General features: G+C 48.6%; 15 protein-coding genes. 3 read left to right on the top strand and 12 right to left on the bottom strand.

The features are described from left to right. From ACO0LE_RS11460 to ACO0LE_RS11430, 7 genes are all read right to left on the bottom strand, one after another. Positions 1-753, bottom strand: a complete 753-nt coding sequence (locus ACO0LE_RS11460) for an amino acid ABC transporter permease (RefSeq protein WP_422955838.1) — start codon at positions 751-753, stop codon at positions 1-3. A gap of 120 nt (positions 754-873) precedes the next feature. Then, complete coding sequence (locus tag ACO0LE_RS11455; protein ID WP_422960487.1) at positions 874-1,821, bottom strand: amino acid ABC transporter substrate-binding protein; 948 nt, start codon at positions 1,819-1,821, stop codon at positions 874-876. Between the two features lie 170 nt (positions 1,822-1,991). Continuing rightward, positions 1,992-2,888, bottom strand: a complete 897-nt coding sequence (locus ACO0LE_RS11450) for an amino acid ABC transporter substrate-binding protein (RefSeq protein WP_422960486.1) — start codon at positions 2,886-2,888, stop codon at positions 1,992-1,994. 326 nt (positions 2,889-3,214) lie between these two features. After that, positions 3,215-4,501: a Glu/Leu/Phe/Val family dehydrogenase gene (locus ACO0LE_RS11445; RefSeq protein WP_422960485.1), complete on the bottom strand. Its 1,287-nt coding sequence runs from the start codon at positions 4,499-4,501 to the stop codon at positions 3,215-3,217. Between the two features lie 328 nt (positions 4,502-4,829). Continuing rightward, entirely contained in the window at positions 4,830-5,807 is a 978-nt protein-coding gene (locus ACO0LE_RS11440) for a LysR family transcriptional regulator (RefSeq protein WP_422960484.1), read from the bottom strand. Positions 5,808-5,898: 91 nt separating this feature from the next. Then, positions 5,899-7,023: a branched-chain amino acid ABC transporter substrate-binding protein gene (locus ACO0LE_RS11435; protein ID WP_422960483.1), complete on the bottom strand. Its 1,125-nt coding sequence runs from the start codon at positions 7,021-7,023 to the stop codon at positions 5,899-5,901. A gap of 240 nt (positions 7,024-7,263) precedes the next feature. Further along, positions 7,264-9,132, bottom strand: coding sequence for an ABCB family ABC transporter ATP-binding protein/permease (locus ACO0LE_RS11430; protein ID WP_422960482.1), 1,869 nt, complete (start codon positions 9,130-9,132; stop codon positions 7,264-7,266). Positions 9,133-9,215: 83 nt separating this feature from the next. On the opposite strand from ACO0LE_RS11430, the gene ACO0LE_RS11425 reads away from it, so the two are divergent. Together ACO0LE_RS11425 and ACO0LE_RS11420 are read left to right on the top strand one after the other, a co-directional pair. Beyond that, on the top strand, positions 9,216-9,623 hold the full coding sequence (locus ACO0LE_RS11425) for an acyl-CoA thioesterase (RefSeq protein ID WP_422955845.1): 408 nt from the start codon (positions 9,216-9,218) through the stop codon (positions 9,621-9,623). Between the two features lie 194 nt (positions 9,624-9,817). Beyond that, a complete protein-coding gene (locus ACO0LE_RS11420; RefSeq protein WP_422960481.1) occupies positions 9,818-11,422 on the top strand; it encodes an alkaline phosphatase D family protein in 1,605 nt (534 codons plus the stop codon). A 62-nt stretch (positions 11,423-11,484) separates the two neighbouring features. Here ACO0LE_RS11420 and ACO0LE_RS11415 read toward each other — a convergent pair whose 3' ends face one another. The 5 genes from ACO0LE_RS11415 to ACO0LE_RS11395 all read right to left on the bottom strand — a co-directional run bounded on the left by ACO0LE_RS11415 (position 11,485) and on the right by ACO0LE_RS11395 (position 20,261). Continuing rightward, the gene (locus tag ACO0LE_RS11415; RefSeq protein WP_422960480.1) at positions 11,485-13,440 is read right to left on the bottom strand and encodes a methyl-accepting chemotaxis protein; all 1,956 of its coding nucleotides are present in this window, start codon (positions 13,438-13,440) and stop codon (positions 11,485-11,487) included. A gap of 456 nt (positions 13,441-13,896) precedes the next feature. After that, positions 13,897-15,579 carry a long-chain fatty acid--CoA ligase gene (locus tag ACO0LE_RS11410; RefSeq protein ID WP_422960479.1) on the bottom strand — a complete coding sequence of 561 codons (1,683 nt, stop codon included), beginning with the start codon at positions 15,577-15,579 and terminating at the stop codon, positions 13,897-13,899. A 326-nt stretch (positions 15,580-15,905) separates the two neighbouring features. Continuing rightward, positions 15,906-17,984, bottom strand: a complete 2,079-nt coding sequence (locus tag ACO0LE_RS11405; protein WP_422960478.1) for a molybdopterin-containing oxidoreductase family protein — start codon at positions 17,982-17,984, stop codon at positions 15,906-15,908. 39 nt (positions 17,985-18,023) lie between these two features. After that, positions 18,024-19,184 (bottom strand): acetylornithine deacetylase, encoded by a 1,161-nt coding sequence (argE, locus tag ACO0LE_RS11400; RefSeq protein ID WP_422960477.1) that lies wholly within the window; start codon positions 19,182-19,184, stop codon positions 18,024-18,026. A gap of 153 nt (positions 19,185-19,337) precedes the next feature. Then, complete coding sequence (locus tag ACO0LE_RS11395) at positions 19,338-20,261, bottom strand: NAD(P)-dependent oxidoreductase (RefSeq protein ID WP_422960476.1); 924 nt, start codon at positions 20,259-20,261, stop codon at positions 19,338-19,340. Positions 20,262-20,393: 132 nt separating this feature from the next. Here ACO0LE_RS11395 and ACO0LE_RS11390 point away from each other — a divergent pair, with 132 nt between their 5' ends. Further along, on the top strand, positions 20,394-20,933 hold the full coding sequence (locus tag ACO0LE_RS11390) for an acyloxyacyl hydrolase (RefSeq protein WP_422960475.1): 540 nt from the start codon (positions 20,394-20,396) through the stop codon (positions 20,931-20,933). Positions 20,934-21,288 lie beyond the last annotated feature (355 nt).

Below are 21,288 nucleotides of genomic sequence, written 5' to 3'. Positions count from 1 at the left end.
TTAGTGCCCTCCCGCATTCGCCGAGCCGGACGTAATAAATCCTGGCACAGTCAGTTTTTTCTCAAGCACATTCGACAAGACGATCGCAATCACAGAGACCATCAGATAAATCAGAGTCGCAGCCGTAAATGCCTCAAACACCTGAAAAGAAAACTCTTGCATAGACCGTGCACTCGCCGTCAGTTCCATCAGACCGATGGTCAATGCAACAGAACTGTTTTTGATAATCGCCGCCAGTTCATTGGTCAATGCAGGAATAATAATGCGGAAGGCCATCGGCAATAAAACATAACGATAAGTCTGCGGCAAAGTCAGTCCCAATGCTGTGCCTGCCATTTTCTGACCGCGTGGCAACGCATTAATGCCTGCAGATACCTGTACCGCTACGCGTGCAGAGGTAAAAAATCCCAGACTTAAAACAGCAGTAATAAAAGGCGCATTTGGCAAAGACTTTAACCAGTTACCCATACTCGCAGGCACCAGCTCCGGCATCACGAAATACCACAGGAACATTTGCACCAGCAAAGGAATGTTCCTGAATAATTCGACATAGCCATTGGCAAAACGTGCAGCCCATTTATTCGGTGCGGTACGGATGGTACCAATCACCGCGCCCAATACCAAGGCAATAACCCACGCTAATCCGGCCGTTGCTAAAGTCCATAGCAAGCCAGAAATCAGCGCATCCAGATAGGTGCCGCCGCCATCCGGCGCAGCCTCCCAAAAGATATTCCAATTCCAGTTGTAATTCATCTCCGTCCCTTTACTCGAAATCCATGCGCGTTGCCTGCATGCAGCATATCGCTGTCACTTTAAACAAAACGGGAGGCGTGCCTCCCGTTGTGCGCTGGCTTATTTCAATTTTTCAATGACTTATTTTTTCTTTTTCAATACAGCTTTTTGCGCCTCTGGTACCGCGGCATAAGCAGATGGCTCACCAGAATCAGTTGGCTTAGCAACGACCGCTTTGAATTGATCTGACATAGGCCAGTTCAAAGCGATACCTTTTGGCGGGATCGGTTGCAAGAACCATTTGTGGTAGATGCGGTTGATGTCGCCGGAAGTCAGTACGTTCGAAATCGCTTTATCAACAGCGGCTTTGAAAGGAGCATCGTCCTTGCGCAGCATGATGCCGTATGGCTCAACGGACAAAGCTTCTTTACTGATCTCGTAATCAGCCGGAGATTTAGAATTGGCAGCCAGTGATGCCAGCAAAATATCATCCATCACGAAAGCCACCGCACGACCGGTTTCCACCATCAGGAAGGCTTCGGCATGATCTTTCGCTGGCAAAATATTGATGCCCAGATTTTGATCGGCGTTCAATGTCGTCAATTGTTTCAGGTTGGATGTGCCTGAAGTAGAGACTACGGATTTGCCTTTCAGGTCCGCCAGAGTTTTTACGTTTGAGGATTTTTTGGACAACAACCGATTGGCTGTCACAAATGTAGTCGGCGCAAACGAGACTTGCTTTTGACGTTCCATATTGTTCGTTGTGGAACCGCACTCCAGGTCAACGGTACCGTTCGCCATCAGCGGGATACGGGTTGCCGATGTCACCGGATTTAATTTCACGTTCAGGCTGGATAAGCCCAATTGTTTTTGCACCGCTGTGACGATTTTCATGCACAGATCGATGGAGTAACCTTGATACGACTGTTTGTCGTCGAGGTAAGAAAATGGAATGGAGGAATCACGTACACCAAGTGTGATCGTGCCAGTATCTTTAATCTTTTTCAGTGTGCCAGTTTCTTGCGCCTGTGCTGCACCTGCAATCACGCCGGCAGCAATCAGGAAAGCGAACATATTCGTTAATTTCATACCATCTCCAAAAGTTACGTCAAAAGATTTACGACAAAAAGTCACCTGCTGAGTTTACCAAAATCGACCAAATGACACTGTCTTTTTTTGGCTTAAGCGATACGTATAACTACGTAAATACATCGATAAAATCGAGAAATTAACTCTTATTTCTCGATAACAGCGTCTAACTAATCCGCGACCTTGTCTGAGGGGAAGCGTATCGTGTCACGCAATAAAAAACCCATCGGCATATTCAGGTTAGCGCCCTTAGGCGGAACCGGCTGCTGAAACCATTTGGTATAAAATTTATTGATTTCACCATCGCCCATCATGCGCGAAATTTCACGGTCGACAAAGGATTTAAATGCGGGATCATCTTTACGCAACATGATGGCGTAAGGCTCAGTAGATAAAGAGTCTCCGACGATGGCGAACTTCGCTGGCTCTTTAGAGTTGGCGCGAAAACCATACAGCAATACGTCATCCATCGTAAAGGCGTCTGCCTGAAAAGATTCAACCATGGCAAAGGAATTATTATGGTCATTACCCTCAACCAGTTTCAACCCCAGCGAGCGCACTTTATCCCGGTCATTCAAGAGTTTGACTGAGGTTGTTCCTTTGGTGGTGACGACTTTTTTGTCTTTCAGGTCAGTCCAGTTGGTGATCCCGGAATCGGCACGAACCAGCATTCGCGCAGTCGCAAAAAAATGTGGGATCGTGAACGCGACCTGTTTGCGTCGCTCAGCATTATTGGTCGTAGAGCCACACTCAAGATCCGCCTTACCCTCTGCGATGCTTGGAATACGTGTGCTTGCTGTAACCAGCAGATAATTCACGGTTAGTTGCGGGCTCTTTAATTCCTTCTTGAGCGCATCGACAATTTTTTGACAAATGTCGACGGAATAACCGATTGGTTTTTTGCTTTCGGATAAATACGAAAATGGAAAAGACGCTTCTCTGTGGGCAATCGTGATGGTCTGCGTTTCTTTGATACGGGCCAGTGTATCAATCGCCTGGGCAGCAGACATGAAACTCGCCAAGCCGCTCAGCGCCGCTATTTGTACGATCCAGAACTTAGCTTTCATAATCATTCCCCAGGTGAGACGACGATGGCTTGCGCCCGAATTTTAGAATGGTAAATACATTTACGCGATCTTTTATATTGAAATATTCTATTTTCACAAACTTTTATTCTGTTTTAAATGCGTGCTGACTGTTTTTTCATGGTAAGGAAACAGCACTTTAAATAAAACAATACATCCATCGATGCGTTTGCATTGATGGATGTATTTCTCTTACCGTTGCTCTAAGGCACTGGAAGATACACTAAAGCGTCGAGCCTTGCATAAAACTACGGCGCTCAGTAATGTTAATCAAACCGGTTAATCAGGCTTTAAACTCTGCGCTGGTCTTATGGATACAGACCGCGAACTTCACGTGCTTGCAATACGCGCGAACAACCGATGATGAAGGCTGCCGTCCGCAAAGAAACTTTCTTATCTTCAGTCACATGCCAGACCGAGTTAAATGCCTCTTTCATAATACGAGTCAGACGCTGATTGATTTCATCTTCGCTCCAGAAATAACTGGAAAAATCCTGTACCCATTCAAAATACGACACAGTCACGCCACCCGCATTTGCGATTACGTCCGGCACAACCAACACACCTTTGTCGCTCAAAATATCATCCGCTTCTGGTGTGGTTGGACCATTCGCACCTTCGAGAATAATTTTGGCACGAATCTTGTTGGCATTCTTTTCCGTGATTTGCTGTTCCAGCGCAGCAGGGATCAAAATATCGCAATCCACTGACCAGAACTCATCGTTCGGGATCACGGCTTCTGCACCACTAAAGCCCGCCACACTGCCATTGGCTGCGACATGTTCGAGCAATTTATGCGCATCAAGTCCGTTGGAGTGGAAAATCGTACCGCCATGATCTTGTACCGCGACGACTTTAGCACCGGCCTCAGAGAACAGGCGCGCTGCGATGCCGCCGACGTTACCAAAACCTTGTACGGCAATCTTTGCTCCAGCAATATTCAGGCCACGTTTTGCTGCGGCTTCGCAACCGACGACAAAAACACCGCGTCCCGTTGCTTCGCGACGGCCTAGGCTGCCGCCGAGTGAAATTGGCTTACCTGTCACGACACCAGTTGCTGTGCGGCCTTCGTTCATGGAATAGGTATCCATCATCCATGCCATGGTCTGCTCATTGGTGTTGACGTCCGGTGCAGGAATATCCTTGTCCGGGCCAATAATGATGCCGATCTCGGAGGTATAACGGCGCGTCATGCGCATCAGTTCGCCACGCGATAAAGTTTTTGGATCAACGCGGATACCGCCTTTGGCACCACCGTATGGCACATTGACTGCGGAGTTTTTAATGGTCATCCAGGCAGACAGGGCCATCACTTCTGACAGTGTCACATCCTGATGGAAACGCACGCCGCCTTTACCAGGGCCGCGTGATGTATTGTGCTGTACACGATAGCCTTCAAAATGAGAAATGCTGCCGTCGTCACGCTCGATAGGCACGTCAACAATCAAAATACGCTTAGGACGCTTCAGCGTCTCTACCCAGCGGGACAGATGGCCGAGGTAAGGCGTAACACGATCGATTTGCTCTAGATAAACTGACCAAGGACCTGTCTCATGCGGGGTAAGATAAGAGGGTATTTGGTGATGGCTGGACATGGTATGTCTCCTTCCTGTGTAAGTTAACTATGTTGACGACCATTGGTGACCAATGAGGTGATGCATAGTAGGACAACAGGCCATTTTATCGCCAATGCTTTGTTTGCATGCATGTATGCAACAAATGCATAGATATATTTCACCCTGATTTCGCTACAGACTTGCAGAAAAAAACTCACCGCTTTTTTCATATACCGGCATCAGATCAGCATCAACCATATTAGCGACGAAACTCAGCCACACTGAGGAATAGCTTAGGACAATTTAAGTCAAATTTACAGTGACTTATTCGGGACAAATCACCACAACACTTTGCGCCGGATGGCACTCATGCGGGCTTGCGGCGTTCTTTTTTGCCACTCTTGACTGCGGTACTGGCATGCGGTGAATGCAGTTGCTCCAGATACTCCCACAAGCGGGAGACGATTGCCTTGCCGGGCCGCTGCACCGATGGACGCTCGCGATACAGACGAATTTCCATCTCAACTTCCCATGCGCTGGAGTGGCCGTCAGCACGCGCCAGCTGCTTTTGTTTTAGTTCGCGCGTCACTGCAGATTCGGGTAAAAATGCGACGCCACGACCCTCGAGCGCCATCATTTTTAACCCCTCGGCCATATCGGTTTCATAGCACTTATCGAGATGCAAAGGAATACGGGCATCATTCAGAATCAGATCGACCATCCGTCCCAGATACGCGTTATTGGCGTAGGCTAAAAATGGTAAAGGTGATTTTTCTGAGCCTGGCAAAAGCAACTCGGACTTACCGGATTTATCGCAACGGGCATAAGCGCGCAAGGCCTCAGTTCCCATACTGATCATGTCGTACTGACTGGCATCCAGCAGCAAAGGCTGGCGCGGGTGGTGGTAGCAGAGCAGCAGATCGCAACCGCCCTCGACCAAGCTCATCACGGCATCATGCACATTCAGCGCAAGCAGGCGGCTGTTGATCTCGCCAAAGGCTGACTCAAGTTCGGTCAGCCACTTTGGCACGTAGGTCAGCGATAAAGTATGGGGTACCGCGAAGTCGACAGTGGTCTGGGTGGTGGTGCGCTTGCCCCGCAATAAAGCACGGGCGTTATTGATCTGCCCGAGCATGGCAATCGCTTGCTCGTAAAATACCTCGCCCGCATGTGTTAAGCGGGTCGGATATGAGGTGCGGTCGATCAGGTCGCTGCCAAGCCACGCCTCCAGCGATTGTATGCGACGCGAGAACGCTGGTTGCGTGACATGACGCAATTCAGCAGAGCGGCTGAAACTATTGGTTTCAGCTAAAGAGACGAAGTCTTCCAGCCATTTGGTTTCCATTTCGCCATGATAATCGCAGCACGAAAAAAAAGCGTCAACTTGTGCGGGATATCCACACAGTTTGACGCTTATTTTATGGTACTACGAGTGCTTAGAAGATATTCGTTTGCTCAGTCAAGCTACCGCCAACCGACTCATAGATCACGACGGTGCCGTCTTTCAGATCGCCTTTGGCATCAAACTCTATCGTACCCTGGATTTTGCCATCGAAAGAGGTTTTCTTCATTTCTGGCACAAAGACTTTAGGATCGATAGAACCGGCTCTCTGCATCGCCTGCGCATACACGTGAATACCATCGTAAGAGATCGGCGACATCGCGCCCGGCTCACCGAATTTGGCACGATACTTCTGCATGAAGGCAGCGCCGCCAGACAACCAGGATGGCGGTACCCCGGCAACCGTACAAAAGTAGCCACGATCCGCATTACCAGCTGCTGACTTGATAATTGCGGCATCGCACATGGAATCACCGGTCACGAATTTCGCAGTGATACCTGCGGCGCGCATGGCCTTCAGCAATCCCAAACCAACCGGCTCATCACCGCCGTAGATCACCACATCCGATTTGCTGTCACTGATTTTTTTCACAAGCTGCGGATAGTCGACCGTCAGTGGATTGACCGACTCCTTACCCGGGACGATTTTTTTTGATTCCAGAACCTTTAATACTTCTGCTGCCAGACCGAGTCCAAACAATGATGCATCATCGACCACGAACACCGTTTTTGCTTTTAGCTTATCGACTGCGATACGCCCCAATGTTGTGCCCTGCTCGATATCATCCGCACCAATACGGAACGCACTGGGAATACCCATCCGCGTGTATTGGGGGTTGGTTGAGGCTGACATTTGCGGGATGCCTGCTTTGGCATAAATCGGCGCGGCGGGAATCGTCACACCGGAATTAAAGTGCCCATACACAGCGACGACACCGGCATCAACCAGACGCTGCGCAGCAGCTTTACCGTCTTCCGGATTCGCTTTATCGTCTTCTATCATCAAGGAGAAATGGGCACGCTTGCCCTGGATGTAGATGCCCTCCTCATTTAATTCATCGGCGGCGATTTGCGCACCGCCGGCAATACTTTTACCGTTATGAGCGAGATTGCCCGTCATCGGCGCAACAACACCGATTTTGACTTCGACCTGACGACTACAGGCACTGACCAACAAAACTACAGCGAGGCCAATTAGTTTTTGTGACAAGACTTTCATCGTTGCTCCTGAATAGAGAGGCAGATTATAAGAATAATTCTTTCTGATAGTAGGACTGGACAGGACGAATAAAATTTTGAAATTCCAAGAATTTCAAACACTTTATATCGTATTGGCAATTCCACCAGAAAAGCTAAATTCTCTAAAGCAATCTTTGTGCCGCACATTTCTTACATCAATACAATTGGTCTTGCGCTGAGAGATTTTTATCATTCATCTTGCCATTCAATCAGCATTGCACTACGCCACGCTCACTTCAGCATCAGTGTCATCGAAGTCATCTGCTCGCTCATCACTGCGATTTTGTTGTCGTTTCCACATCTGTGTGTACACACCGTTTAGCATCAATAACTGCTGATGCGTACCACGTTCAATAATGCGTCCGTTATCCATCACCAGAATCTGCTCCGCATCGACGATGGTAGATAAACGATGAGCAATCACCAGGCTGGTTCTGGTCTTGGCAATCTCTTTAATTTGCGCTTGTATCATTTGCTCAGACTTAGAGTCGAGCGCCGACGTTGCCTCATCAAAAATCAGGATGGAAGGATTCTTTAATACAGTTCTGGCAATAGCGACACGCTGTTTTTCGCCGCCTGACAATTTCAAACCACGCTCACCGACGGTGCTTGCGTACCCGTCCGGTAAGCTTTCAATAAAATCGTGAATATAAGCGGCCCGCGCCGCAGCGACGACTTCGTCTCTGGTCGCTCCTGGCTTACCATAAGCAATGTTGTATTCAATACTGTCATTGAACAACACCGTATCCTGCGGCACGATACCGATCGCATTGCGTAGTGAAAGTTGAGTAATCGCGCGAATATCCTGGCCGTCAATCCGAATGGCGCCGCCCTGAATATCGTAGAAGCGAAACAGCAAACGCGACAGGGTAGATTTACCCGATCCGCTATGCCCGACAACCGCCGTCGTGGTACCGGCAGCGATCGTAAAATCGACATCAAATAAAATCTGCCGCTTACTTTCGTAGCTGAAATCGACATGGGCAAACTGAATCGCTCCGCCCTTGCTATGATCCATGCTGAGAGGAATCGCGTCTGCCGTATCGGAAATCTCTTTATGCTGATCCAGCAAAGAAAACAACTTCTCCATATCTGCCAGACTTTGTTTAATTTCGCGGTAGAGAACACCAAGAAAATTCAAGGGAATATATAGCTGGATCATAAAAGTGTTCACCAGCACCAGATCGCCCAGGCTCATAGTTCCATCGATCACGCCTTGCGTGGCACGCCACAAAATTAGCGTGACCGCCGTCGCAATAATCAGCGACTGACCCGTATTTAGCAAGGACAAACTGGACTGAGATTTGACTGCGGCGAATTCAAATTTTTGCAGACCTTCGTCGTAACGTTGCGCTTCGTATTCTTCGTTACAAAAGTATTTAACCGTCTCATAATTCAGCAGAGAATCGATCGCCTTTGTACTCGCTTTAGAATCGAGTTCGTTCATGGTACGACGAAAATGCGTACGCCATTCAGTCACCGCAATCGTGAACGTAATGTAGGTCACCAGCGCCACCAGAGTGATCACAGAGAACCAGATATCGTAATGCGTTGAGAGATAAATCAATACCAGCGTAATCTCAAGCAGCGTCGGAAAAATACTGAACAGGGCATACGACACCAGCGATGAAATACCGCGGGTGCCTCGCTCGATATCACGCGTCATACCACCGGTCTGGCGGTTCAGATGAAAACGCAGCGATAAGGCATGCAAGTGCCGGAATACCTTTAGCGCAATTGTCCGTACTGCACGCTGAGTGACCTTAGCAAAAACAAATTCACGCAACTCGGTGAATAACGTGGTCGACAAGCGCAAAGCGCCGTAGCCAATCAAAATCCCGACTGGCAACACCATCAATGCCGCCGGATTCTGGGGACTGATCGACATGCTGTCGATCAATTGCTTCAATACGAGCGGCACGCCCACACTGGCGAGTTTGGCGCCAACCAGAAACAACAACGCCAGCGAGACGCGCCATTTATATGCCCACAAATACGGTAATAAAGTTTTAACAGTTGACCAATCGCCGCGAGGTGATGGCGCTGAATTTGCAGAGGCAGGAGCATCGGCAGATGAGTTACGGCGCATAGAATTGCCTAAGGTGAAGTAGGGATATGGTTTATGATTTGCTGAAATTATCTAAGCGAATTGTATCTTTGAAAGGAAATACCATGTCTGACCAGATGAAAAACACACTCCCCGCCGGCATGCCGCAATTGCGTGTCATGCCGATGCCCGCCGATGCGAATGTTCACGGTGACGTATTTGGCGGATGGATCATGGCGCAGGTTGATATCGCCGGAGCGATCCCTGCCGCGCGCCGCGCCAATGGCCGGGTTGCGACGATTGCGGTGAATTCATTCTTGTTTAAACAACCTGTTTTTGTGGGTGACTTATTGTCGTTTTATGCAGAAGTTGTTAAAGTCGGCAATACCTCAATCACCGTGTCTGTTGAAGTCTATGCAGAGCGTAATCGCCTGCAAGCGAGTACTGTCAAAGTCACTGAAGCGACATTAACTTATGTCGCAACAGGTGAGGACAGAAAACCTCGTCCGATTCCACCGTTAGACGCTATCTGAGCCGATTTTGAGTCGATTTTGAGCCTGCTCCGCTGCATTGCCATTTCATGATGATCTGAATGATGCATCTTCGCCATACTGCAAGCTGACAAAAGCAATGGCAAGATTCATGATGAAAAAATGCCATAGCGCCAGTGCAGCATCACTTGTCTATATTCCGAATAATTTATTAAGTGCGGCCTGCACTGACTACTATGCAACGACGGCAGTTTTTACAGCAATCTCTACAGCAGTCCTTACGCCTTGCCGTACTTGCGGCATCGGCGTATCAGCTACCCAGTTTTGCCGCAGATAAGTCATCAGCCTACCCCTTCACGCTGGGCGTTGCTTCCGGCTCGCCCCGGCATGATAGCGTGGTGATCTGGACCCGTCTGCTGCCAGAACCATTGAATGCTCTGGCGTTGCCGGCAGTGCCTTACAAAGTACGATGGGAAATCTCGGAAGACGAGACTTTTCATCACATTGTAGGGCGGGGGGAACATACCGCCTTGCCTGAGCTCGCACATAGCGTGCACGTTGATGTTACCGGCTTGCAGGCGGAACGCAATTATTGGTACCGTTTTATGCTGGGTGAGGCGATCAGTCCGGTAGGACGCACACGCACTGCGCCAATCGCAGAGGCCATGCCCTCTGGCTTGCGACTGGCGGTCGCCTCCTGTCAGCACTGGGAGTTTGGTGAATATGCAGGGCACCGGCATATCGCTGCGGCATATCCGGATCTGGTGATTTTCCTCGGTGATTATATTTATGAATGGGGACCTTACGATTTAAGTCATCCGTCCAAGCCACGCAGGCGCGATGTCGAGAGTATGAATCTGGCCGGCTACCGTAGTCGCTATGCCCAGTACAAATCAGATCCGCATCTACAAGCAGCGCATCACGTCGCACCATGGATCGTGACGTGGGACGATCATGAAGTCTGCAATGATTACGGCAACGACAGGGATGAACGTTTATCGGTCGATTTTTTGCAACGACGCGCAGCGGCATATCAGGCGTTTTATGAGCATATGCCGGTACGCCTGCCGAATCTGACGGCGCTCATGAGTGAAGCAGGACGCTTTGCTCATATGCGGATTTATGAGCGTTATGACTGGGGCAAGCTTGCGCGTTTCCATGTACTTGATGACCGTCAGTATCGCTCACACCATGCCTGCCCGAAACCAGGGATGGGCGGCTCAAATTCAGTCACGAATGCCGAGTGTCGTGAACTGCTTGATCCAAACAGAACTCTGCTGGGGCAAGAACAGGAGAAGTGGCTGGCACAGGGATTTGCCAGCTCCGGTGCCAAGTGGAATGTCCTGACACAACAAACTCTGATGGCACAATCTAGCCAGACGCCAGTCGCTAAAGAAGGTGATGGAAAATTCTGGACCGACGGCTGGGATGGCTACCCGCTTGCACGGCAGCGTGTATTAGACGATCTGCAAAAACATAAACCGGCGAATCCTGTGATTATTTCCGGTGACGTCCATACGTTTTATGCGGCGAACATCAAACGTGATTTTTATAGTAAAGCCTCGGCAAGCAATCCGATCCTGGCAACAGAGTTTTGCGGCACCTCGATTACGTCCAGCTCACGTCCGCAAGACCGCACAGATCAATACGTCGCGCAAAATCCTCATATCAAATTCGGACGTAGTGATAAGCGCGGCTTTATCCTGATGGATATCACGCCGAAACAAATGACAACCCGCTTTATGGCGTTGGACGACGTATCCCGAGCTGACTCTGGCATATCAACCTTGGCGAGCTTTGCGGTCGAAGACGGCAGGACTGGCGTAGTATCAGTCGCATAAAAAAAGGGCGGTCCACGGCCGCCCTTCTTTGCAACAAGTCCAACGTTACCGCTATCCTCACCTCACCCGTGGTGAGTTAATTTAAAAACATGGACTTCATTAACTAGCTCGACTGCCAAATCGCGGAGTGTATCTGCGGATGCTGAGGTTTCTTCTACCAGAGTCGCATTTGCCTGCGTTACAGAATCAAGTTCCTGCACAGCCTGTTCAACTTCTTTTACCCCAATCGATTGTTCACGCGCGCTGGCGCTGATATCGCTTAGAAATTGACTAATACCGGCCGCAGATTGCACAACTTGTGCCATTGTGGTTCCTGCGTTATGCACTATGTGGCCGCCTGTTTCCACTGTATTCACACTGACCGTAATCAGGTTTTTAATTTCTTTTGCTGCGTCAGCAGACCGGTGTGCTAACGCTCTGACCTCGGTCGCCACCACGGCAAATCCTCTTCCTGCCTCACCGGCGCGAGCTGCCTCAACAGCGGCGTTTAAAGCGAGAATGTTGGTTTGAAATGCGATTCCGTCAATCACTCCGATGATGTCATTGATTTTGCTGGAAGAGGTTCGAATCTCCTCCATCGTGCTGACCATTTCCGCAATCACTTCACCACCGCGCGTCGCAAGTTGCGCATTTTCTATCGCTAATTGTGTTGCCTGCTGAGCACTGTCTGCAGTCGATTGAATTGTCCCCGATATCTCGACCATTGCTGCAGCAGTTTCTTGTAGTCGCTGTAAGGTCTGTGAAGTTCTCACAGCCATGTCAGCAGAGCCTTGCGCCACTTCACCGCTACTATTACCGATTTGCTCCGAACTGCTTCTCATCACACTTACCATATTAACCAATGAGTTTTGCATCTCAGCCATAGAGAACATCAGTTTAGTAATCTCATCATTTCCCTTCGGTGCAATTTTGGTCCTCAAATCGCCACTAGCCATCGTATGCAGGTTGTCGTTTGCATGCCGCAGGCCAGACTCCATCACCCGATAGAACGCGACAAACATGTATACAGCCGACAGTAAAAAAAATGTGACGATGGCAGCGGTGATATATAAACTTTGGCTTTGTTGTTTTACCCGGGAAATTAACAGCTCGTTTAAATGGTTCAACGAAACATGCTGAATTTTCTCAAAGGCATCAACAACTTTTTTACCCTGTGCATCAATTATGAATGCACGCTCATTCCCGCCCTGCCCCGGATTTTCCTTTGACATTTGCAATAAGCTCGCCACATCTTTCATCGGTTCTTGAATATCCAGTTCGGACCGAAAATCTGGATGTTCGCTCGCCACTTTTGTTAAGTCACTGGCAATCACATCGCTCAGGTAACTGATCAGTCCTTCCTCCTGCAGAAGTTCTTGGGTGGCTAGTTCGATATCCTTGCCGGAGCGGGCAATCGAGGAGGCAAGTACTCGCATCTTTGCGGTTGACTCGAGCAAAGTAGCCATTGCATTGATACTGGCATCCATCAGGTAATAGGTATCAATCTCTGGATCCAGAGTGAGTCCACTCCCATCCGCGACAGCAGTCAACATCTGGCCAAGTCCTTCATTGAACTTACTATGTGTATTAAACACCGTCAGCAATCCTGACGATGCTGGCGTTGAGGACTGGTAGAGTTGCTCAACTTTTCTCAGGACCTCTGTGGTTTTGAATTGCTCGCCATAGATTGCATCCAACTGTTTGATCTTCACAATCTGTGCGTCCAATCTCGCCTTTACTTCAGCCAATTCAGCGGGCGTTGACCCGGTAGCTTGCTCTTGCATCGTGTAGCGTCGATATTGACGAGCCCATTTGATTGCGGGCACGAGTTCTTTTGCGTAAGTAACGCCGTCTATCTCAAGTGCAGCAACATTGATTGCCGCTCTTTTTGCCTGGATAAAGGACCAACTCAACAGCACAATTGGCGCTAAAAACGCGATGGAGATTAATACTGCTTTTGTCCGGAATTGTATGTTGCGAAAAAAATTGACTCCAGGACGCATGATCCACGGTTGGCTAGTCGTACTACTTTGTTTCATACCTCACTCCAAATTTGATTGCCTGTAATGCGGCAGTAATCCAAAACAAGATCGCCTTTCCGGTAGCAATACATTGCCTTAGACTTGATGTAAACAGCAGATATAAAATGTTATGCAGATTATTTTTTGGTAATTCGGACAAAAATTCAATCGATTGCAAATAATTAGCCATAGTAAATTATTTTCATGAAAGTAACATTTTTGAAATGCTTTGTGGCAACCTATCTTCTGTTTTGTTGAAGAAAAACCTCAAAATTTAACAGTCCGTCACATAAAAAATAGACGAATCTGACCATCCTTTTTTGTTTTAATCGACTGTTTTAGTAGTTTGAAAACAAAAAAAGGAAAGCTAAAAGCTTTCCCTTTTTAAATACTCTAGTGGAGTATATTCTTACATCCCTCGTCTTCTATGCGAGCAAGAGGGTATTTCATCCCACCATTAGGGGAGTATATTAATCAAGCGGCCTTCTTTTCGTCGCGTAATTCACGACGCAAAATTTTGCCGACATTGGTCTTAGGCAGTTCCAGGCGAAACTCAATGAACTTCGGTTTTTTGTAAGCAGTGAATTGTTCTTTGCAGTAATCCATCAATTGCTCAACGGTCAGCGTCGGATCTTTACGCACCACAAACAACTTGACTGCCTCGCCTGAGTTAGCATCTGGTACGCCAACGCAAGCGCATTCCAGCACGCCCGGATGCAAGGCAACCACACCTTCAATCTCGTTCGGATAGACATTAAAGCCAGAGACCAAGATCATATCTTTCTTACGATCGACAATCGTGGTGTAGCCGCGGAAATCCATAATCCCGACGTCACCCGATTTGAAAAATCCATCGGCAGTCATTACCTTGGCAGTCTCATCAGGACGATTCCAATACCCGACCATGACTTGCGGCCCACGGATGGCAATCTCTCCAGGTGAACCTAGAGGCACATGATTACCGTCATCGTCGAGAATCGCAATTTCAGTCGACGGAATCGGGAGTCCGATCGTACCGGAAAATTCTTTAGTTTTTGCCGGATTCGCGGTGGCAACTGGCGATGTCTCTGACAAGCCGTAACCTTCTGCGATTGCACAACCGGTAGTTTTCAGCCATTTGTCGGCGACTGCTTTTTGCACTGCCATACCGCCGCCGCTACAAATCTCATAGCCGGAGAAATCGAGTTTGGCGAAATCGGGATTATTCAGCAAACCGTTGTACAAGGTGTTCACTGCCGGGAAAATATTAACCTTATATTTTGCCAATTCTTTGATAAATCCCGGAATATCGCGTGGATTCGGAATCAGCAAATTCATCGCACCAATACGCGTACCCAGCAAGCTGCAAACAGTCAACGCGAAGATGTGATACAGGGGCAAAGCACAGACGATTACTTTTTGCTCAGAGCTGGCCTGATTCTCCATACCGGACATCAGCCATGCGTCGTTTTGCAAAATATTGGCAATGACATTGCGGTGAGACAGCGTCGCACCTTTCGACACACCCGTGGTTCCGCCGGTATATTGCAGGAACGCGATATCGTCGTGACCGAGATTGACTGGCTGAAAATTCAGGCGACTGGATTCAGCGAGCATCTGCTTAAATCGCACCGCACCCGGCAGCGAGAATGCCGGTACCAATTTTTTGACATTACGGACAACGAAATTGACGATCGCGCCCTTCACGCCTCCCAACATATCACCCATGGTGGCGACGACGATATGCTTGATCGGTGTATTGCTCAGAACATGTTCCAGCGTCACGGCGAAATTTTCTAAAATGAAAATCGCTTCAGCGCCCGAATCTTTTAACTGATGCTCTAATTCGCGAGGTGTGTACAAAGGATTGACGTTGACGACGGTGTAACCCGCGCGCAGCACTGCCGCCATCACGACCGGGTATTGCAAGACATTCGGCATCATGATCGCAACGCGGGCACCTTTTTGGAGCCCCTTACTTTGCAACCAGGCACCGACTTTCTTTGACAGCGTATCCAGCTCGCCGTAAGTCAGGAATTTATCCATGCAAGCGTAGGCATTACGTGCCGAGTATTTATGGAAAGACTCTTCCAGCACCTGCACCAGCGATTGATATTGAGAGAAATCGATTTCTGCCGGAACGCCTTGCGGATATGATTTCAGCCAAAACTTGTCCATACGGTTTTCCTTGTCTCTGAGTGTTGTTTTGATTTATTCAGCGTCGGTGCTGCAAATGATGCGCGAAGCACTGCTCGCCGGCAAGCTGGTCGAATGATCTGCTAGACTGGCTAGCATGAATATACTGCGCCGATAGTCGATGCTATCGGCAATGATAAACCAAGGCAAGTCTTTTGCAGCCAACTTGAAAGCATCCTCTACTAATTTGCTGCAACGCACAATCAACTGACTCGTTGAATGAATCTGTGATTTGGCCAAATTCACCGCCGTTCTGCACAAAAAATCTTAAGCCACCGGTGCGTTTTGCAAGCACACTGGCTCACTGATCAGCCCTTCTCGACCTGCACCAGTACGTCATAGAAGGTAGGTCCGCCGCCCATGTCTGTTAAGCGCTGACTGGTGAGCTCATTCGCATTTTTGTGATCGGAAGCAAATTTTTTCCACCAGATCGATAAGCCGACCACCAGACCTCGCCGGGCTTTATCAGTAACTCTTGCAAGTGCCACAAAAGAACCACGGTCATTGAAAATTCTGACGGTATCACCAGAAGCAATCTGGCGATGCTGAGCATCTTCAGGATGGATATCTATATGCGGTTCGCCTTCGGTATCACGTAAACTTTGTACATTGACGAAACTCGAATTCAAAAAATTCCGCGCAGGCGGCGAAATCATGGCCAATGGATATTTACCGGCAAGCACGGGATTGCTCGCAACCGACTCATAAGGGGGAATATACGTGGGTAAGGGATCATAACCATCGCGTTGCATTTGTTCGCTATAGAACTCACATTTTCCGGACGGTGTCAGGAACCCGCCCTGTGCAAAAGGAGCGTCGGGAACACGTAATTTCGCCCATCCCGTTTTCTTCAGTGAACTCCAGTCGAAATGTACAGCACGAACATCGGATTGCTTAAATGCTTGCGCAGCCAGTTCATCATCACTTTCACGAAAGCACGGGTCATCAAAACCTATGTGATACGCCAGAAGGCGAAAGATTTCTGTATTCGGTTTTGCCTCTCCCATGGGGGCAATCGCGGCATTATTCGCCATCATGTACAAATGCCCATAGGCGCTGTGCGCATCCACATGCTCAAGCTGAGTTGTCGCAGGTAAAACGATATCTGCATAGTCTGCTGTGTCGGTCTGAAAATGCTCAAGCACTACAGTGAATAAATCCTCGCGGGCGAATCCCCGGGCCACCGCATCCGATTCCGGCGCGACGGCAACTGGGTTTGAATTATAGACAATCACAGCCTCAATCCTGGGGCCGAAACTGACAGAAGTCTCGTGTAATAAATCATCACCGATCGTACTCATATTAATCGTACGTGGAGTCAGTGATTGCGGGAATAAGTCTGGTCGCTGTAAGCCGGCAAGATTTTTAGGAAAAGCATCCGACAATGATAATTGCACACCTCCTGCAGCGTGACGCCATGCCCCGACCAATGCTGGCAGACAGGCGATATTGCGCACGGCCATGCCACCACCACGGACTCTTTGCATTCCGTAGTTCATTCGTATCATACTGGCCTCACCCCGTTGCGCGCATTCGCCATATACTCGTGCCAGATTCGTCACCTCTTCTGCACTGATTCCACAAGTTTCTGCGACGCGCTCAGGTGTCCACTCTGCTACGCGCTGTTTAAGTTGCTCAAAGCCCAGTGTGTAGGCTGAGATATAGTCATGATCAAGCAAGTCTTCTTTGATCAGGACATGCATCATGCCCAGCACTAAGGCCGCATCAGTGCCTGGCAATAAGGCGATATGCTGATGGCATTTTTCAGCCGTTAAAGAGCGGTAAGGATCGATCGCAATAATCTTCGCACCATTGCGTTTTGCTTCTTGTACACGCATCCAGAAATGCAGATTGGACGCAATAGGATTACCACCCCAGATGAGAATTAATTGTGCATTTTGTGTTTGTTCAACATCCGTGCCAATGCGAGCACCCAAAGTGTATTTGTAGCCTGTCCCGCCAGCAGTTGCACATATTGTGCGGTCAAGAAAAGACGCACCGATTTTATGAAAAAACCGTTGCGACATGCTATCTCCCTGCACCAGTCCCATGGTGCCTGCGTAGCTATAAGGCAGTATGGCCAGGGGATTATGATCCGCAATTTTCTTAAGCTTTGTAGCAATCGTCGTCAGCGCTTCGTCCCAGCTAATTTGCTCAAATTGACCTTCACCTTTTTTGCCGATACGTTTCAACGGATGCAGTACACGGTCTTTGTGATAGGTGCGCTCTGTATAACGCGCGACTTTAGTACACAAGACGCCAGCCGTCGTCGGGTGATCTGGATCTCCGCGCACCTCGGTGGCGATCCCGTCTTGTACCGTGACATGCAAGGCGCAGGTATCCGGGCAATCGTGAGGACAAACGGCGCGGACGATGGCGGTGGTCATACTCATTCCTAAATTTTTAACTTTGATGAAATTGTCTGCTTACGAATCACATAGGCGCTGCATGAAGCGCTCGCACTGAACGACCTGCGCCAGCTCCACATATTCGTTAGGCGAATGTGCCTGCTCGATACTGCCGGGTCCGCAGATGACGGTCGGAATACCTGCCTGCTGAAATAAACCGGCCTCTGTACCATAGGAAACAGCGCCGTCAGGTGAGTTCCCCGAGAGTTGTGCTGCTAGCTGGACGATGGCGTCTGACTCTTGCATTTGCAAACCAGGTGCGGAGGCCAGCCATTCAAAATCGATGCGTGCAAGCGGCTCTACCGCTAGCATCTCTGGCATTAATTTGCGGGCATATTCCTGAATTTCTTCAAACAGTATGTCCGCCTTCATGTCGGGTAATGTCCGCGCCTCAAATTGAAAATCACAATCTTTTGGCACGATATTAGTTGCGAGTCCCCCGTGGATCAGACCCGTTTGCAAGGTACTGTAAGGGACCGTATAAGAATCATCGCGCGTCTCTTGTAAGGCAAGGCGATCAGCTAATTCTCGTATATACACAACAATTTTAGACGCATACTCAATCGCATTAACACCCTGCGTCGTATAGCTCGAATGCGCTTCTTTACCGCGTACACAGCAACGGAAACGATGTGTGCCCTTGTGTGCGATGATTGGCCGCATCATGGTGGGTTCACCGACGATACACGCAGCGGGCTGCAAACCGATTTCGTCCAGATCACGTATCAGGCTTCGTACGCCAAGACATCCCACTTCTTCGTCATAGGAAAAAGCCAGATGTAATGCCTGACCCCTGTCAGCAGCAATGTACTGCGGTATGGCATGTAGCGCCGCGGCGATATATGTTTTCATGTCGGCTGCACCGCGTGCATATAAGCGATCACCATTAATCACTGCAGTAAAAGGATCGGTATGCCATTCCTGTCCGTCAACGGGTACTACATCAGTATGCCCAGAAAGAATAATTCCCGGCTTTTTTCCGTCACCTACCGTAGCAAATAAATTAGCTTTTTTCCCAGTACTGTCATAAGTCAGTCGGGCACTGACGCCGTATTGCTTAAGGTAAGTTTGAATCCAGTCGATCAGTTCGAGATTAGAATCTCGAGAAACCGTTTTGAAAGCAATTAATTGCGCCAGAATTGCAAGTAACTCCGGAGATACTGTAGATATGACTGTCATTGGATAATTCTTATGTTTGCTTGTGCTTCAGTAGCAGTGGAGGAAATGTGCTGCCGCGGATAATTCGTCTTGGCTAATTTGGCTAATTCCATACTATATCGCTGAACTACAAGCATGGCAGATAATCCCCGCGCGTATTCAGTGTACCTCTGTCTATGCAGGCAAGATATCTGGCTGATCTCCAAGACGCTGGCATGGATTTTTCTTTTCCAATTCGAGTATCGCGGCAGAATGATCTGCAACAGGTTGATACGTGAGAAGTTGTTGATAGATTTCTGCAATCATTTCTGTGACAGGTAGTTGCAAGTCATGGCTGTGTGCCGCCTGTAAGATATTTCGCATATCTTTCGACTGGCTTTTGACTTGACCTCCAGGCAAAAAATTCCTGTCCAGCATACGCTGCCCATGTACCTCTAAAATACGACTCTCTGCAAATCCACCCCGCAAAGCTTGACGTACTGCGACAGGATCAGCGCCTCCGGCCTGTGCCAGCAATAAAGCTTCTGCAACGATATTAATCGTCCCACCAACGATTAACTGATTGCACAGCTTCGATAACTGTCCGGAACTGGGCAATCCGACCAAAGTCGCTTTTCCCAGTACGTCAAGGACAGGCTTGATTTTGCTAAATTCGTCCGGATACGCACCGACCATAATTGCTAAAGACCCGGCTTCTGCACCGATGACGCCGCCAGATACCGGCGCATCGATAAAAATAATGCCCTTGGCTCGTAACAAGGCATTGAATTCTTGCGCCTCCTGTTGCTGCGTAGAACTCATATCTATCCAGATCTGCCCCCCCTTTAATGTGATTAAGGTTTGCTTAATAATGTCCCCCACCACGTTACCCGCTTCCAGCATACTGATCACGATATCGGTATCACCACGCGCAGTCGACATAGCGTCTTGTGGCGCGATAACGATCTCTGCTCCCAATATTCTCAAAGGCTCACATTTGGAAGATGTACGATTCCAGACAACCACGGGATATCCGGCATTGAGTAATCTAGCAGCCATCGGTAAGCCCATCAGACCAATACCCAAAAATGCAATTCGTGGTTTGTTCATACTATTCATTGTTGTAGGTTGTTGTGAGTGAATGACATTGACAAGGTGTTGGCATATTTTGCCTATCGCCGATATGATTTGTAGCGAATTGATACAATATCTTAAGAATTCTTCTTTCACCTCTGATCAGGACATCGTTTTATGAAATTTTCGCTTAAAAAATCCTTGCTGTGTGGGCTTATGCTGACTCTTGCGCAATCAGTATCTTATGCTGCAGATTCAGCATCACTGGAATTCGCTACCGGGAATAAAACAAAAATGCTTCGGGCCGGAGCCCAATGGACTTGGGATGAGCAATGGTATAAATCAAACGGAACCCACATCGGTGGTTACTGGGACGTCACATTAGCAAGCTGGCAGGGTGATAATTACCAAGGAAGTGGTGCAAAACAAAATATCGTCGATGCTGGCATTACCCCTGTATTCCGGCTACAAAATGACAATAAGAAGGGAGCTTACGCCGAAGCAGGAATCGGTTTGCACATGTTATCGGACATATACGACAATAACGGTAGGAAGTTTTCGACGAATTTTCAGTTCGGCGACCATATTGGAGTTGGCTATGTACTGGCAAACGGCTGGGACATTGCGGTCAAGATTCAGCACTATTCCAACGGAGGGGTTAAGCATCCGAACCCTGGTGTGAATTACGCGGTGATCAAGACGGGGTTTGCGTTCTAGGCTGACGTTTTAGTAAGGCGTTAAAGCGTGCTGAAGAGATAGTCTCAGGGTCCTCGGTTTTTTTTGAGAGAGCGATACGAGATCAGAAAGGAGCTTCGGCTCCTTTTTTATTGGAAATTTATTGAGTAAGCGGTCAGCGAGAGCTAGCGAGAGGCTAAAGTAAGACTAATGGCAGGGCAAGAAGAAGGGCCGGCAGCAAATAAAAGTGAGCGTACAAGTGATGCTAAAAAAGCAAGACCCCCGGTCAATTACTTGAGCGGGGGTATGCGGAATAAAAGCCTGACGATGACCTACTTTCACACTGGTTGCAGCACTATCATTGGCGCGGAGTCGTTTCACGGTCCTGTTCGGGATG

It is taken from the genome of Undibacterium sp. Xuan67W (genome assembly GCF_049340165.1).
Taxonomy (GTDB): domain Bacteria; phylum Pseudomonadota; class Gammaproteobacteria; order Burkholderiales; family Burkholderiaceae_D; genus Undibacterium.
This window is presented reverse-complemented; position numbering and strand designations above follow the sequence as displayed.